Origin of the sequence: Micromonospora sp. NPDC049301 (genome assembly GCF_040678715.1) — a bacterium.
Taxonomy (GTDB): domain Bacteria; phylum Actinomycetota; class Actinomycetes; order Mycobacteriales; family Micromonosporaceae; genus Micromonospora.
Genome location: NZ_JBFAQO010000001.1, coordinates 888120 through 903385, shown reverse-complemented (window position 1 = coordinate 903385; position 15266 = coordinate 888120). Strand labels below are relative to the sequence as shown.

The window sequence follows — 15266 nt, the reverse complement described above, 5'->3', positions numbered from 1 at the left end:
GCTGAAACGCGGATCAGCCCGAAGCGACCTCGGTCACCCCTGCGGCGACGATCCGCTCGTACGCCTCGACACTCGTGCCGAACGCGCCGAGCTGGACGGTCTTGTGCGTGCCGTGGAAGTCCGAGGAGCCGGTGACCAGCAGACCCAGCTCGGCGGCGAGAGCCCGGACGTGCGCCTGCTCGGCCGGGCTGTGGTCCTCGTGGTCGGCCTCCAGCCCGGCCAGCCCTGCCGCGGCCAGCTCGGCGATCAGCTCGTCGGGCACCACCCGGCCGCGTCGGGTGGCCCGCGGATGGGCGAAGACCGGCACCCCGCCGGCCGCCCGGACCAGCCGGACCGCCCGGAACACGTCGATGTCCTCCTTGGGCAGCCGGTACCGCTCACCCAACCAGTCCGGACCGAACGCCTCCCGGGTGGTGCCGACCAGGCCGGCCCGGATCAGCGCCTGCGCGATGTGCGGCCGGCCCACCGTGCCGCCTCCCGCGCCGGCCAGGATGTGCGGCCAGCTCACGTCGATGCCGTCGGCGCGCAGCAACGCGACCATTCGTTCGCCCCGCTCCTCGCGGGCGGCGCGCACCCGGGCCAGCTCGGCGACCAGCTCCGGGTGCTCCGGGTCGAACAGGTACGCCAGCAGGTGCAGCGGCACCGCGGGCTGCGCGCCGGACCAGCGGCAGGACAGCTCCGCACCCCGGACGAGGCGCAGCCCGGGTGGCAGCGCCCGTACGGCCGGCGCCCAGCCGGAGGTGGTGTCGTGGTCGGTGATCGCCAGCACGTCCAGCCCCGCGTCGGCGGCCGCGCGGACCAGTTCGCCCGGGCTCAGCGTGCCGTCGCTGGCCGTCGAGTGGGCGTGCAGGTCGATCCGCGGGGCGGGGCCGGTACGCGAGGTCACCACTCGACGCTACCGAGCGCCACCGACCCGGGCGCGGCGAGGTTCGTTCGCTCCTGACCGGTCAGGAGCCGGTCACCAGGACCGGCCGGTCCCCGGGCTGCACGCCGGGCACCGGTGCCGGGTCGGCCGGCTTGCCGGCCCGCACCCGGTCGACGTCGACCCGGACCAGCTTGCCGGCCTCGTCGACGTAGGTGGCGTCCGAGTCGGTCGTCCAGGCGATGGCGCCCGTCGCCGGCGGCCCGGCCGGTACCGCCGTCATGCCCGGCCCGAGCCGGTGCAGGTCGACCAGCAGTGCCCGGGCGGCCTTGCCGAGCCAGCCGTTCACCAGCAGCCACCGGCCGTCCGTGGAGATACCGCCGGCTCCGTCCTGGCTCAGTTGGAGGCCGCAGCCGGTGCCGACCTGCTTCAGGTCATGCTCCGGCTCCAGCACGGCCAGGCAGCTCTGCGGCGGGTCTCCGGCGGAGAGCCGGCCGACCAGCCGTCCGTCGGGCAACGCCCCGTAGACGCTCAGGGTGCTCCGGTCGGCCCCCGCGCTGAACTCCCCGGCGCCCGGCCGCCACAGAGCGTGGCCCGCGCCGTCCGGGTGGAGCCGGACCAGCAGGCGGTCGCCGACGAACCGGACCGGTTTCGCGTCGGCGGGTACGGGAGTGCGCACCGGCCCGATGAGCTGGGTGCCGATGACCCCCGCCACCAGCAGGCCGGTGCCGTCGCGCCAGGCGACCTGGCGGCCGTCCGGTGCCACGACGATCGCGTCGGCCCCGGCCAGCAGCACCTGCACCAGCCCGTCGCGCTGCGCCACCCAGAGGGAACGGCCAGCGGTGGTCGGCGCGCCGACCACCAGCCAGCCACCGCCGCCGGGCAGCAGGTGGACGGCCTCGGCCGGCCCCACACCGGGCAGCTCCAACCGCTCCCCGCTCGCGCTGATCAGCGTCCCACCGACGAGCAGGTCGACGGACGTCCCGGGCGACGGCGCGGGGGCGGCAACGGCGGGCGAGGGAATCGGCCGGCCCGACGGGTTCGGATCACCGATCACGACGATGGGCGTGCCCTGCCCGCCGGAGTCGTCGCCGAGCTGCGCCATTCCGGTGCTGACCACCACCGTGGCGACCGCCGCGAGAGCGAGGCCGCTCGCGGTACGACGGCGCCGGATGCGGTTCGCCCGGCGGATGGCCTGACCGGCCGGGTCGGCGCCCAGAGGGCGGGCCATAGCGACCTGGTGCGAGAGGCTCTCCCGCACCGCACCTTCCAGCTCGTCAGGTCGCACCTGATATGGACGCGGCGGGCGGCCCGTCAGGTTGCCGGACCGGCCCGGGAATGCGCTCACCGCTGCTCTCCGGTGCCGACGGGGACGGCCGCCGTGGGCAGCTCGACGGGCAGTTCGACCGCGCGGGGCGTGGCCGGGCGGGGCACGGTCGGGCCGGCCGCCGTCCGGGACCGGCCGGCCGCGGCGTCGCCGGTGGCCGTGACCTGCCCGGTCGTGTTGGTCGCGCCGCCGGCCCGGGCGGCGCTCGCACCCCCGGTCCGGTCGGTGCTCGCAGCGGCGGTGCGGGCGCCGGCGGCGGTGGCCTCGGCGACCAGCTCCGGTGCGGCGGCGCCCATCCGACGGCGCAGCGTGGACAGGGCCCGGGACGCCTGGCTCTTCACCGTGCCCGGGGAGATGTCCAGCATCGCGGCGGTCTGCGCCTCCGACATGTCCTCGTAGTAGCGCAGCACCAGGACCGCCCGCTGCCGGCTGGGCAGCTCCCTGAGGTGTCGCCAGAGCAGGTCGCGGTCCAGTTGCCGTTCGATCTCGTCGACACCGGCGCGCTCGGGCAGCACCTCGGTGGGGCGCTCACCGTGCCAGCGCCGTCGCCACCAGCTGGTGGACGTGTTGACCAGGACCCGCCGGGCGTACGGCTCGACCGCCTCGATCCCACCGAGCCTCTTCCACGCCAGGTAGGTCTTGGTCAGCGCCGTCTGGAGCAGGTCCTCGGCCGTGGCCCAGTCGCCGGTGAGCAGATAGGCGGTACGCAGCAGGGCTGCGGAGCGGGCCGCGACGAACTCGCGGAACTCCTCCTCCAACGGGTCCCTGCTCGCCACCGCGCACCTCCGCACCCCAGCCGTCCTGGCAGAGTGCCACGTCAGAGGCGCTCGGGTCCATGACGAAAGGTGCGCACCTACTCCGATGTTCGGACGAAAACCTTCACGCCCCGTCGTCGGCCTTGGCCTCGTCGGCTTCCTTGCCCAGCCGGGCCTCGACCGCCTGCGGCTCGTACATCTCTTCGACCACTCGCAGGTAGAGCTCGTTCGGGTTGGGCAGGTTCTTGATCTCGCGCAGCGCCTGCTCCTGGCCGGCGGACTCCAGCACGAAGGTGCCGTAGTTGAGCGCCCGGCCGCTGGGCGTCTGCTCGTACTTCATGTCGGTGACCCGGACCAGCGGCATCATGGCCACCCGGCGGGTGATGATGCCGTTGACCACCATGACCCGCTTGTTGGTCAGGATGAACCGGTCATACCACCAGTCGGCGACCTTCCACGCCACCCAGCCCATCACCGCGAACCAGAGCAGCACGGCGATGGTGGTCAGCGCGCCGACGTTCTGCCCGGCGAGGAAGCCGGAGAGGTAGCCGAGCACGAAGGTCGCCGCGATGCCGATCAACAGCGGGGTGGTGAGGTGGATCCAGTGCCGCTTCCACTCGCCCCGGTAGCGCTCCGTGGGGAAGAGGTAGCGGGCGACCAGCGAGCTGGGCTCGTCCTCCAGCGGCAGCACCCGCCGGGGGGTGGCGCCGGTCGCGTCGGCGCGCAACCCGGCCAGCTCGTCCTCGGAGATCTGCGGCGGCTGGTAGCCGGCCTCCGGATCACGGATCCACGCCCGACCGGAACGACCCTCGCCGGCGTAGCCCGGCCCGTCGCCGTAGCCGACGTCGTCCGATAGGGACGGACCGTCGGACAGGCCGGGCCCGGCCCCATAGCCCGGGCCGTCATCAGGCCCGATCCGTGGGATCGGCTCGGTGTCGCGCTCGCGGCGCTCCCGGTCGGGGTCGTCCGGGTCGAAGGGTGGACCGGAGGGGCTGCCCATCGGCGGCTAGGCGACGAGGCTGGTGAAGAAGTCGCCGAACCCCTGGGCGATGTCGACGATCCCGCCGCCGAGCGACTTGAACACATCCGCCGCAGAGTTTGGCCGGTAGGCGACGAAGAAGATCAAGAATGCGATTCCGGCCCAGGTGAGGACCTTCTTGACCATGGCGGGCCATCCTCTCGCGCGGCGCCGGGTCCCATTACCGCAGCGGCACCCAGAGTATCAGTGTGGTGTCGTACAGTGAATATCTGCGTCCGTTCTCCGTCAACCCGGAAGAGTTGTCAAGCCCTCCCGGACAGGTACGGGGACGGTGCGCCGTACACGAGCTCGGGCGGAGTCCACTCGGTCAGGTCGTGCAGCACGACATCTTCCGCGAGCAGGTGACCCGCACTCGCCGGCCAGGCTATCGCATGCAGCCACATTCCCCGAGCCTCGCCGGCGTACGCGCTTCGATCCGTCGGTGAATTCACCAACCACAGTGGAGTCGGGTGCCCACCGACCCGGATCCGGGCCTGCCCGACGTGCTCGGGGTGACCCGGCCCGGGGTCGGTCAACGCGTCGGCCAACTCCGGTCCCGGGTCCGGGCCGGCCAGCCCGGCCAGCCGGGTGCCCAGACCGACGCCCGGCTCCTCGGCCACGAAGACAAGGTCGGCCGGGCCGCCACCGAACGGCGCCGGGCCCGCGCAGGCCACCGCGGTCGCCCGCACGCCGGTGCGGTCGTCCCCGGCGTACGCCACCCCGGTGAGGGTCCAGCCGGGCGGCAGCGGCCACGGGCACCACAGCGGCGTGCCGGGCTGATCCGCGCTCGCGGTGATCCGGTCCACCACGCTCGCCACGATCTCCGCTCCGATGTGCTCGGGCACGTGCAGCGGTGGGACCGGGCCGCAGTCCAGGCACCTCGACTCGGTGTGCATCAGATCCGGCGCCCGTACCGGGCCCCCGCATCTCGGACAACTCACCGCGACACTCACATCCCCACCGTCACCCCGCAGCGCCGGCCCGTCAAGCCGGAACGTCCGATTCGGCACCGGGGACGTGGTCAGTCAGGCGGCGGACCCGCGTGGGCACGGATCCAGGCGTGCATGGCGATGCCGCTGGCCACGCCCGCGTTGATCGACCTCGTGGAGCCGTACTGTGCGATGGAGTAGAGCTGGTCGCAGGCCGCCCGGGCCGGTTCGGAGAGCCCGGGCCCCTCCTGGCCGAACAGCAGCACGCACTCCCGCGGCAGGGCGCCGGTCTCCAGCGGGCGCGAGCCGGGCAGGTTGTCGATGCCGAACACCGGCAACCCCTGCCCGGCCGCCCAGCCGACGAACTCCTCGATCGTCTCGTGGTGCCGCACGTGCTGGTAGCGATCGGTCACCATCGCGCCGCGCCGGTTCCACCGTCGCCGTCCCACGATGTGCACCCCGGCGGCGAGGAACGCGTTGGCGTTGCGGACCACCGTGCCGATGTTGAAGTCGTGCTGCCAGTTCTCGATGGCGACGTGGAACCCGTGCCGGTGCCGGTCCAGGTCCGCGACGATCGCCTCGTGCCGCCAGTACCGGTAGCGGTCCGCCACGTTGCGCCGGTCCCCCTCGGCCAGCAACTGCGGGTCGTAGCGCGGGTCGTCCGGCGGGTCCCCCGGCCAGGGGCCCACGCCCACCTCAAGCTGGTCGTCGGTCACGGTCATCAGAGAGTACGGACCCGTCGCGCGCTCGGCGCCGACGGCCTGCCGGCCGGTTCAGCCCAGCCCCAGCGCGGCACCGAGCCGGTCCAGGAAGCGCCGGTCGGCGGGGCTGGTCGACTCGCCCGCCGAAGGCTCGCCGGGGGCGGTCGCCGCCCGGCAGACCCGGGCCGCGACCGACTGCACCCACTGGCGGTACGCGGCGGAGTCGGCGGGGTCGGCGCGCCGGTGCAGGACCCGGACCGCCGCCCGGCACGCGGCCAGGAGGTCCACCAGATCGGTGAGCGGTTCGGTGGGGGTCGGGGTGCCGTCGTGGCGGGCGTAGATCGCGGCGACCACCGCGCGGACCAGGTCGCTGTCGAACGCCCGGCCGGCGGCCACCGCGTCCAGGCCGGCCAGGCCCGCCATGACTCCCCGGGCCGGGCGGCCGGGGCCCGGGCCGGCGGCGGCCACGAGGACCCGACCGGGCAGGCTGGTGAGCAGGTCCCACTCGGCGGCGGAGTAGACGGCGGTGGTCAGTGGTGCGGCGCGCCGACCGGCAGAGGACGGCTCTCCGGCGACGGAGTGGCTCATCGGAACCTCCGGCGCCAGCATATGCCCCGAAACGGGAAAAGGGCCCCTTCCCCATCAGAACCTGATGGGGAAGGAGCCCGAAGCCGGCGGCGGTCGACCCGCCGCGGCGCTCAGCGCGGCTCGGGGAAGCTGGGCCGCTCCGGGTCCACTCCCTCGGGAACCGCGGTGGCCGCGTACTCCCGCTTGGGGACCATGACCTTGCGGCGGAAGACGCAGACCATCGTGCCGTCCTGGTTGTAGCCGCGGGTCTCCACCGAGACCACGCCCCGGTCGGGCTTGGAGCCGGACTCCCGCTTGTCCAGCACGGTGGTCTCGCCGTAGATGGTGTCGCCGTGGAAGGTGGGGGCCACGTGCCGTAGCGACTCGACCTCGAGGTTGGCGATCGCCTTGCCGCTGACATCGGGCACCGACATGCCGAGCAGCAGGGAGTAGATGTAGTTGCCCACCACGACGTTGCGCTTGAATTGGCTCGCCGTCTCGGCGTAGTGCGCGTCCATGTGCAGCGGGTGGTGGTTCATCGTGAGCAGGCAGAAGAGGTGGTCGTCGTACTCGGTGACGGTCTTGCCCGGCCAGTGCCGGTAGACCGCGCCGACCTCGAACTCCTCGTAGTAACGGCCGAACTGCATCCTGGTCCCCTTCGACGGGCGGCGATGGAGTTCGGCACAGCATGCCTTACCGGTGGTTAAGGTGACCGGCGGGGCGCGACCCCGGCGGAAAAGTCACACCGGTCGCTCGCTCGGGGGGAGACGCAATGAGCGGCGGGGCCCTCCCCGGCACCCGCCGCCCACGCTCTGATGCGGAGAATTCTGCCCTACGCAATCGTAGGTTCGACAGAGACAGACGTCACATTTATCTTTTTGTAACACTACTCTCCGTAACGAGACGAGGGGTGATCGACGATCTCCGCAGGCCGGATAGCTCCTTGTCGAGGGGCAAGTTACCGATTCGTAGCGCTCGATCCGGTGGATCTCTTTGGAAACGCTCCCATCACGGCTGGTCACGCAAGTGCGTCGTGCACTTGCGTTCCGCAGGTCGGGACGGACAGACGCGGGTCGATGACTCTCGGTACCCGTCGGCAGCCCGGAGCACGTTTCGTGCCCGACCGCACGGGAATTCGATACGGTCAGCGATGGTTCTACGCGACGCAGACAAACCGCGGTGATCGGAGAGTGCAATGGCAACCGTTGAGCTGACCTCGGCGAACTTCGACGAGGTGACCGGCAACGACGGCATCGTCCTGGTCGACTTCTGGGCCGACTGGTGTGGTCCGTGCAAGCGGTTCGCCCCGGTCTACGAGCGCTCCTCGGAGAAGCACCAGAACATCGTCTTCGGCAAGGTCGACACCGAGGCGCAGCAGGAACTGGGCGCCAAGTTCGACATCCGGTCGATCCCGACCATCATGGCGATCCGCGACGGCGTCATCGTCTTCGCCCAGCCGGGCGCCCTCCCGGAGTCCGCGCTGGAGAACCTGATCGAGCAGGTCGAGGCGCTGGACATGGACGACGTCCGCAAGCAGCTGGCCGAGCACAACCACTGAGCCGTCCCAGTGACGGCACGCGAGGCCGGGCCCGGTTCGGGCCCGGCCTTCGTCGTACCCCGGGACGTGCGGAGAGACACCAGCGTGGTCGCCGACCCGGGCAGCCGGAACTGACCGTCGGAGGGACCCGACGCGGCCGGTACATCCCGTATCGTCACGACCCGATGGAGAACTTGACCACCCGCGGGCGCGCCACCCGGTTGGGCGTGACCGCACTCGGCCTCGTCCTGCTGCTGGTCGGCACCCTGTGGGGCAGCGACGACGATTTCCCGTTCGGTCCGTTTCGGATGTACTCGACGTCCAACCCACCGAACGCGCCCGCGCCGGACACGCGGGTGGAGGGCGTGAACAGCACCGGCGTCGTGATCGACCTCGACCAGGACGCTACCGGCATCCGCCGCGCCGAGATCGAGGGCCAGCAGGACCGGTACGCCGCCGACCCGGAGCTGCTCGCCGAGGTCGCCGACGCGTACGCCGAACGCCACCCGGACGCCGCCGCGCTGGTCGAGGTCCGCATCGTCATCCGCTGGCACGGCATCCACGCCGGCCGGCCGACCGGCCGGCACATCGACGAGACCGTGGTCCGCTGGCAGGCGCCCCGATGAGCCGCTGGCTGACCGAGGCGGTGCCGCGCGGCCGGGTCGCCGCGTTCCGCACCCTGATCTACCTCTTCGTCGCCGCCGACCTGGTGGTCTTCACGCCCTGGGTGCGGACCCGGGTCAGCGTGCCCGGCGAGCTGTACCAGCCGCTGCTGGTCGGCCGGATACTCCCGCTGCCCACGCCGACCCCGGCACTGGTGGCGGTGATCTTCTGGGCGCTGCTGCTGCTCGCCCTGCTCGCCGCCACCGGACGGGCACCCCGGCTGCTCGGCTGGTCGGTCTGCGCGCTGTACCTCGAGTGGATGATCATCGCGATGAGCTACGGGAAGGTGGACCACGACCGGTTCGGGCTGCTCGTCGCGCTGGCCGTACTGCCCACCGCCGGTCGGGCCCGGCACGGCGACACCACCCGCACCGAGGCCGGCGGCTGGGCGCTGCGGGTCACCCAGATCGCCGTGATCTGCACGTACTTCCTGGCCGCCTGGGCCAAGCTGCGCTTCGGCGGGCTGGACTGGCTGACCGGCTCGGTGCTGGCGCGGGCCATCATCCGACGTGGCACCGACCTGGCGGACCTCGTCGCCCAGGTGCCGTACCTGCTGATCGTCGCCCAGTTCGGCATCGTGGCCTTCGAGCTGTTCAGCCCGGTGGTCTTCCTGCTGCCGCCCCGCTGGCGGCTGGCCATGGTCGGCTTCTTCTACTCGTTCCACGTGGTGACCGTCGCGACCATCACCATCTCGTTCGCACCGCACCTGGCCGCGATGACCAGCTTCCTGCCGCTGGAGCGCGTCCGCCCGCTGGTCTGGGCCCGCCGGCTCGTCGGCCGCCCCCGGGTCGAGCCGACGAGTGACGGGGTCCAGGACCCACCGGAGCCGAGCACGGAACCGGCGCCGCTCGGTGGTCAGCCGCCGGTGCTCGGGCGGCCGGCCGGGCCGTAGAGCCGCTCCCGGGCCTCCTGCGGCAGGGCACAGGCCGCCGTTCCGCCCGGCAACCGGTGCCGGTTGCGCGCGACCCAGCGATACGCCGGCCAGGCCGCGGCGCGCGCCGGCGGGAAGCGCAGCCCGGCACCGGCGACCCGCCACACCGGGCCGCTCGCGGCGAGCAGCTTCGCGATGGCGTCCGGCCCGGCGGCGCGTGAGCCGTCCGCACCGACCCACTGCACGGCCTCCTCACACTCGGCGGCGGTGAGGCCGAGCGCGTCCAGGTCGGCGAACTGCCAGGGCACCACCCGCGCGGCGGTCGGGATGCGGCGTTCGATGAACTCCGCGCACCTGGTGCAGAACGCGCAGTCCCCGTCGTAGACGAAGGTCGACGTCTTCATGTCTCCATCCTCCCCTCCGCCACCGCCCGGCCGGGCACCGGTGTCCGGCGGGTCACTTGCGCTCTACTCGTACACGTGTTCGAATAGTGGCCATGCGCTGGGACAACCTCACCGCTCCCCCGGTTGAGGGAGACCCCGAGCGGGCAGCGCCAGCGACGCCACCCCTGCCGCTGGCGCTGCCCGGCGCCGTCGCCCGCACCTTCGACACCCCGGAGTTCGCCGGGATGACCTTCTACGAGGTGCGGGCCAAGTCCATCATCAACCGGGTGCCCGGGCAGTCCCGTGTTCCCTTCGAGTGGACCATCAACCCGTACCGGGGCTGCTCCCATGCATGTGTGTACTGCCTCTCGGGAGACACACCCATCTTGATGGCTGACGGACGCACGAGACCGATCAGCGAGCTGGAGCCGGGCGACCGCATCTACGGGACCGAGCGACGCGGCGCCTACCGCCGATACGTCGTCACCACGGTGCTCGACAAGTGGTCGACGGTGAAACCGGCCTATCGGGTCATTCTGGAGGACGGCACGACGCTCGTTGCGAGCGGGGACCACCGGTTCCTCTCCGAACGTGGCTGGAAATACGTCACCGGGGCCATGCACGGCAGCGCCCGACGCCCCTACCTGACCACCAACAACCGCCTGATCGGCACCGGGCGCTTCGCCGTCAGGCCCAAGGAGTCATCTGACTACCGCCGGGGCTACCTCTGCGGCATGGTCCGCGGGGACGCGCATCTCAGCACGTTCTCCTATTCGTACGGGACTGTGCATCGGTTCCGCCTGGCGCTGTGCGACGACGAGGCGTTGAGCCGTAGTGAGCGTTATCTCGCCCTTGAAGGGGTCGTCACGCAGCGCTTCACGTTCACTCAGGCCAGCACCGTGCGGCGAGCGTTGGCCGCCATCCGCACCTCGAAGCAGCGGGACATCGAGACGATCGCTCAGCTGATCCGCTGGCCGGTAGATCCCAGCGACGACTGGCGGCTCGGCTTCCTGGCCGGCATCTTCGACGCCGAGGGCAGTTGCAGCAAAGGCGTCCTCCGCATCACCAACAGCGACGACGCCATCCTCGACCAAACGGCGGAGGCACTGCAGCGGTTCGGGCTCTCCTTCGTGCGGGAAGATCGCGGCCTACCCAACCGGGTGCGGGTGATCAGGCTGACCGGCGGTCTGGTTGCACGGCTACGGTTCTTCCACCTGACCGACCCGGCCATCACGCGTAAGCGTTCGATCGAGGGTGCCGCGCTGAAGCATCAGACCGCACTCAGGGTGGTGGGCATCCAGGCCCTCGGGCTGGAGCTTCCGCTGTGGGACATCACCACCGGCACCGGGGACTTCATCGCCAACGGGGTGGTCAGCCACAACTGCTTCGCGAGAAACACCCATACCTATCTCGACCTCGACGCCGGTGCGGACTTCGATCGGAAGGTGATCGTCAAAGTCAACGCGGGTGAGCTGGTCCGGCGGGAGTTGGCCGCGCCGAGGTGGCGGGGCGCGCACCTGGCGATGGGCACCAACGTGGACTGCTACCAGCGGGCCGAGGGTCGCTACCGACTGATGCCGCAGATCATCGCGGCCCTGCGGGACTTCGCCAACCCGTTCTCGATCCTGACCAAGGGCACGCTGATCCTGCGGGACCTGCCGTTGCTGCGCCAGGCCGCCGAGGTGACCAGGGTCGGCATCTCCTACTCGGTGGGCTTCGTCGACGAGCAGCTCTGGCGTGCCGCCGAGCCGGGCACACCGCACCCGCGTCGCCGACTGGACGCGGTCCGGGCGCTCGCCGACGCCGGCTTCTCCGTCGGGGTGCTGATGGCCCCGATCCTGCCCGGGCTCAGCGACGACGACGAGTCGATCGACGCCACCGTGTCGGCGATCGCCGCCGCCGGGGCGAGCAGCGTGACCCCGCTGGCCCTGCACCTGCGTCCCGGCGCTCGGGAGTGGTACGCAAGCTGGCTGGCCCGGGAGTACCCGCACCTCGTGCCCCGCTACCGCGAGCTCTACCGGGCCGGCTCCTACGCTCCGCAGGCGTACCAGCGGGAGCTGACCGCGCGGGTGCGCATCGCGGCACGCCGGCACGGGCTGCACCGCGCTGAGCGGGGCGACAACCGCAGCCTGCCCGAGCCGCCACCACCGCCGGCCGCCGAGCAGCTGACCCTGCTGTAGCCCCTGGGCGGAGCTACAGTCGGCGGGTGCGTACCGCTCAGCAGATCCTCGCCGACTCCGCCGTGATCGCCGTCGTGGGCGCGTCCCGCGACCCGCGCAAGGCCGCGCACGGCGTGCCGTTGCAGATGCAGCAGTACGGCTGGCGCATCATCCCGGTCAACCCGACCGTCGACGAACTCTTCGGCGAGCGGGCGTACCCGACGCTCGCCGACATCCCGCACCCCGTCGACCTGGTGGACGTGTTCCGGCCGGCGGCCGACGCCGTGCAGGTGGTCCGGGACGCGGCGGCGATCGGCGCCCCGGCGGTCTGGTTGCAGCTGGGCATCGTCTCGGCCGAGGCCCGGCGAATCGCCGAGGAGGCGGGCATGGACTACGTCGAGGACCACTGCCTCATCGTCGAACGCGCCGCCGCCGGCCTGACCCGTCTCGGCTGAGCGCGCCCGTAGCGCTGAAGGCATCCCGGTCGGGGCGATGGTGCGCCGAGCGTGATACCTCAGAGTCATAACTATGCCTGAGAGTCATCACGCTCACGGCCGACCAACCGCCGTCTGCCTCCCTGACTGCGGGGCGGGCAGAGCTCAGAGCTTGTACTCCTTGAGCAGGCCGCGGGAGATGATGGTCTTCTGGATCTCCGAGGTGCCCTCGCCGATGAGCAGGAACGGGGCCTCCCGCATCAGCCGCTCGATCTCGTACTCCTTGGAGTAGCCGTAGCCGCCGTGGATGCGGAACGCCTCCTGGACCACCTCGGCGCAGTACTCCGAGGCGAGCAGCTTGGCCATCCCGGCCTCGACGTCGTTGCGCTGGCCGGCGTCCTTGAGCCGGGCGGCGTTGACCATGAGGGCGTGCGCGGCCTCGATCTTCGTGCCCATCTCGGCGAGCTTGAAGGCGATGGCCTGGTGCCTGGCGAGCGGCTGCCCGAAGGTCTTGCGCTGCTGGGCGTAGCTCACCGCCAGCTCGAAGGCACGGATGGAGATGCCGCAGGCTCGGGCGGCCACGTTGACCCGGCCCACCTCGATGCCGTCCATCATCTGGTAGAAGCCCCGGCCGAGCTTGTCGGCGCCGCCGAGGATGGCCGAGTCGGGGACGGTCACCCCGTCGAGGACCATCTCGGTGGTCTCGACGCCCTTGTAGCCCATCTTGTCGATCTTGCCGGGGATGGTCAGGCCGGAGGCGGTCTCGCCGAAGCCCGGCTCCTTCTCCAGCAGGAAGGTGCTCATGTTGCCGTACACCGACTCGGCGCCGGTGTCGGTCTTGACCAGCGTGGCCACGACCGAGGAGTAGGCGCCGTTGGTCAGCCACATCTTCTGCCCGTTGAGCACGTAGCGGTCGCCGTCGCGCACGGCCCGGGACTTGATGGCCGAGACGTCGGAGCCGGTCTCCGGCTCCGACATGGAGAACGCGCCGCGCACCTCGCCGGTGGCCATCTTCGGCAGCAGCCGGGCCTTCTGCTCGGCGGAGCCGTGCTGGGAGATCAGGTACGCCACGATGAAGTGGGTATTGACGATGCCGGAGATCGACATCCAGCCTCGGGACAACTGCTCCACCACCAGCGCATAGGTGAGCAGCGACTCGCCCAGGCCGCCGTACTCCTCGTCGATGGTGAGGCCGAACAGCCCCATCTCGCGCATCCCGTCGAGGATGTCGGTGGGGTATTCGTCGGCGTGCTCCAGCCGCTGAGCGTGCGGAATGATCTCCTTGTCGGCGAACTCCCGGACCGTCTCCAGGATCGACTGCTGCACGTCGGTCAGGCCGGGCGTCTGGGCGAGTCGAGCCATCTCAGCCTCCGGGGATCAGCGCACTACTCGTGGGTAACTGAACGCTGGGTCAGTATCGGTCTCCGGAGCCGGCGAGGCCAAGGTGACCAGTCCACACAACCGCTGTGAAAAGGTTCACCGCTGCGGGTAGCGTCCGGCAAGAGGGACTTTTCCGGCACCGGCAGGAGGAGGACAGCCGTGAGCTACCCGCCGCCGTCGGGGCCACCCGGGGACGAGCAGCCGCCGTCACCCTACGAGCCACCCCGGGACCAGTCGCCCTACGCGCCGCCGCCGGCGGGCCAGTCGCCGTCCGCGCCACCGTCGGACCAGTCGTCCTTCGGCCCGCCGGAGCGCTCGCCGTACGGGCCGCCGGCGGACGAGCCGTCGCCGTACGAGCAGCAGGGACCGCACCAGTCGGCGCACTGGGCGCAGCAGCCGCCGTACCCCCCGCAGGGCCCCTACGGGCAGTACGGACCTCCGTCCGGGCCGGGTCGGGGCACCAACGTGCTGGCGATCCTGTCTCTGGTGTTCGCCTTCGTGTTCCCCCCGGCCGGCGTGGTCCTCGGCCACGTGGCCAAGCGGCAGATCCGCACCAGCCACGAGGAGGGCGACCAGCTCGCCACCTGGGGTCTGATCCTCGGCTACGTCTTCACCGGGCTCACCCTGCTGGCCTGCTGCGGCTGGCTGGCCCTGGTCCTGATCGGCAACACCGGCGACAGCGGCGGCTACTGACCGGCGAGCAGAGCCCGCCCGAGGTGGACGCGGACGGTCAGCGGAAGCGGGCCTCGCGGACGCTGTTGCCGCCGTCCACGACCAGCATCTGGCCGGTGATGTACGAGGCGGCCGGCGAGCAGAGGAAGCTGATCGCGGCGGCGACCTCGTCCGGGGTGCCCGGTCGACCGACCGGGGTGCCCAGCCCCTGCTTGATCTCGGCCATCGTGGACGCCGCGGTGTAGATGGTGCCCGGGGCCACCGCGTTCACGGTCACCCCGTCGGCGATCATCTCCATGGCCAGGGCCCGGGTCAGCCCGACGACTCCGGCCTTCGCGGCGGCGTACGCGGCCTCGGTCGGCAGGGCGTTGACCGGGCCGGCGGTGGCCGCCAGGTTGACGATCCGCCCCCAGCCCCGCTCGGCCATGCCGCTGATGAACGCACGGCTGCACAGGAACGCGGTGGTGAGGTTGCGGTCGATCTCGGCGCGCCACTCGTCGTAGGTCAGCTGCGCGACCGGCCGCAGCACCTCCGGGCTGGCCCGGCTGGCCAGGCCGGCGTTGTTGACCAGCACCTCGACGTCGCCCAACTGCTCGGCGACCGCGTCGGCCAGCGCGCCGACCTCGGACTCGTCGGTCAGGTCGGCCACGAAGCCGGTCACCCCCAGCTCGCTGGCCCGCTCGTGGATGCGCCGCGTGGTGGAGACGATGGCGACCCGGGCGCCCAGGTCGGTAAGGCGGCGGGCGGTGGCGTACCCGATGCCGTCCGGGCTGCCCGCACCCGTGACCAGGGCGACCCGCCCGTCGAGCCGCATGGTCACCGGGTCGGGGAGCGCGATCGGCTCGTCCGCGCCGGGGGCACCTGTCGGTGTGGCCGCTCGGCCGCGCCGGCCGGCGCCCGGGCGGCTGACGTCCCGTCTGGGTCGACTGCCGGAACGATCAGCGGCGCGCGCGTCGATTGCCATGCCAGGATCCTGCCCGGTCGGACGGGCCCGGGCAACGCGGCACC

Annotated in this window: 18 protein-coding genes; 6 read left to right on the top strand and 12 right to left on the bottom strand. The window is 71.8% G+C overall.

Annotated elements, in window-relative coordinates; translation table 11 throughout:
• Positions 1-13: 13 nt before the first annotated feature.
• From AB0K07_RS04355 to AB0K07_RS04315, 9 genes are all read right to left on the bottom strand, one after another.
• A complete protein-coding gene (locus AB0K07_RS04355) occupies positions 14-886 on the bottom strand; it encodes a PHP domain-containing protein (protein ID WP_363750864.1) in 873 nt (290 codons plus the stop codon).
• Positions 887-947: 61 nt separating this feature from the next.
• Positions 948-2093 carry a hypothetical protein gene (locus AB0K07_RS04350; protein ID WP_363750863.1) on the bottom strand — a complete coding sequence of 382 codons (1146 nt, stop codon included), beginning with the start codon at positions 2091-2093 and terminating at the stop codon, positions 948-950.
• 113 nt (positions 2094-2206) lie between these two features.
• Entirely contained in the window at positions 2207-2965 is a 759-nt protein-coding gene (locus AB0K07_RS04345; RefSeq protein WP_363750862.1) for a SigE family RNA polymerase sigma factor, read from the bottom strand.
• 103 nt (positions 2966-3068) lie between these two features.
• Positions 3069-3944 (bottom strand): PH domain-containing protein, encoded by an 876-nt coding sequence (locus AB0K07_RS04340; RefSeq protein ID WP_363750860.1) that lies wholly within the window; start codon positions 3942-3944, stop codon positions 3069-3071.
• A 6-nt stretch (positions 3945-3950) separates the two neighbouring features.
• Complete coding sequence (locus AB0K07_RS04335) at positions 3951-4109, bottom strand: hypothetical protein (RefSeq protein ID WP_165942702.1); 159 nt, start codon at positions 4107-4109, stop codon at positions 3951-3953.
• Between the two features lie 116 nt (positions 4110-4225).
• Positions 4226-4903, bottom strand: coding sequence for a TFIIB-type zinc ribbon-containing protein (locus AB0K07_RS04330; protein ID WP_363750859.1), 678 nt, complete (start codon positions 4901-4903; stop codon positions 4226-4228).
• 80 nt (positions 4904-4983) lie between these two features.
• Positions 4984-5607, bottom strand: coding sequence for an RNA methyltransferase (locus AB0K07_RS04325; RefSeq protein ID WP_363750858.1), 624 nt, complete (start codon positions 5605-5607; stop codon positions 4984-4986).
• Between the two features lie 57 nt (positions 5608-5664).
• Positions 5665-6201, bottom strand: coding sequence for a hypothetical protein (locus tag AB0K07_RS04320; RefSeq protein ID WP_363750857.1), 537 nt, complete (start codon positions 6199-6201; stop codon positions 5665-5667).
• An 89-nt stretch (positions 6202-6290) separates the two neighbouring features.
• Positions 6291-6806 carry a MaoC family dehydratase gene (locus AB0K07_RS04315; protein WP_363750856.1) on the bottom strand — a complete coding sequence of 172 codons (516 nt, stop codon included), beginning with the start codon at positions 6804-6806 and terminating at the stop codon, positions 6291-6293.
• Between the two features lie 548 nt (positions 6807-7354).
• Here AB0K07_RS04315 and trxA point away from each other — a divergent pair.
• The 3 genes from trxA to AB0K07_RS04300 all read left to right on the top strand — a co-directional run bounded on the left by trxA (position 7355) and on the right by AB0K07_RS04300 (position 9251).
• Positions 7355-7717, top strand: coding sequence for a thioredoxin (gene trxA, locus AB0K07_RS04310; RefSeq protein WP_030329190.1), 363 nt, complete (start codon positions 7355-7357; stop codon positions 7715-7717).
• Positions 7718-7881: 164 nt separating this feature from the next.
• Positions 7882-8322 (top strand): hypothetical protein, encoded by a 441-nt coding sequence (locus AB0K07_RS04305; protein ID WP_363750855.1) that lies wholly within the window; start codon positions 7882-7884, stop codon positions 8320-8322.
• Complete coding sequence (locus AB0K07_RS04300) at positions 8319-9251, top strand: HTTM domain-containing protein (RefSeq protein ID WP_363750854.1); 933 nt, start codon at positions 8319-8321, stop codon at positions 9249-9251. The genes AB0K07_RS04305 and AB0K07_RS04300 overlap by 4 nt, the downstream gene beginning before the upstream one ends.
• Here the strand turns inward: AB0K07_RS04300 and AB0K07_RS04295 are convergent.
• The gene (locus AB0K07_RS04295; RefSeq protein WP_363750853.1) at positions 9215-9634 is read right to left on the bottom strand and encodes a DUF393 domain-containing protein; all 420 of its coding nucleotides are present in this window, start codon (positions 9632-9634) and stop codon (positions 9215-9217) included. The genes AB0K07_RS04300 and AB0K07_RS04295 overlap by 37 nt on opposite strands.
• 92 nt (positions 9635-9726) lie before the next feature.
• Here AB0K07_RS04295 and AB0K07_RS04290 point away from each other — a divergent pair, with 92 nt between their 5' ends.
• Positions 9727-11793, top strand: a complete 2067-nt coding sequence (locus AB0K07_RS04290; protein ID WP_363750852.1) for an intein-containing Rv2578c family radical SAM protein — start codon at positions 9727-9729, stop codon at positions 11791-11793.
• Positions 11794-11819: 26 nt separating this feature from the next.
• Positions 11820-12227: a CoA-binding protein gene (locus AB0K07_RS04285; RefSeq protein ID WP_363750851.1), complete on the top strand. Its 408-nt coding sequence runs from the start codon at positions 11820-11822 to the stop codon at positions 12225-12227.
• A gap of 144 nt (positions 12228-12371) precedes the next feature.
• Here the strand turns inward: AB0K07_RS04285 and AB0K07_RS04280 are convergent, their stop codons facing one another.
• Positions 12372-13568: an acyl-CoA dehydrogenase family protein gene (locus tag AB0K07_RS04280; protein ID WP_363750850.1), complete on the bottom strand. Its 1197-nt coding sequence runs from the start codon at positions 13566-13568 to the stop codon at positions 12372-12374.
• Between the two features lie 177 nt (positions 13569-13745).
• On the opposite strand from AB0K07_RS04280, the gene AB0K07_RS04275 reads away from it, so the two are divergent.
• Complete coding sequence (locus AB0K07_RS04275; protein ID WP_363750849.1) at positions 13746-14279, top strand: DUF4190 domain-containing protein; 534 nt, start codon at positions 13746-13748, stop codon at positions 14277-14279.
• Between the two features lie 37 nt (positions 14280-14316).
• Here the strand turns inward: AB0K07_RS04275 and AB0K07_RS04270 are convergent, their stop codons facing one another.
• Positions 14317-15222 (bottom strand): SDR family NAD(P)-dependent oxidoreductase, encoded by a 906-nt coding sequence (locus AB0K07_RS04270; RefSeq protein WP_363750848.1) that lies wholly within the window; start codon positions 15220-15222, stop codon positions 14317-14319.
• Positions 15223-15266: the final 44 nt, after the last annotated feature.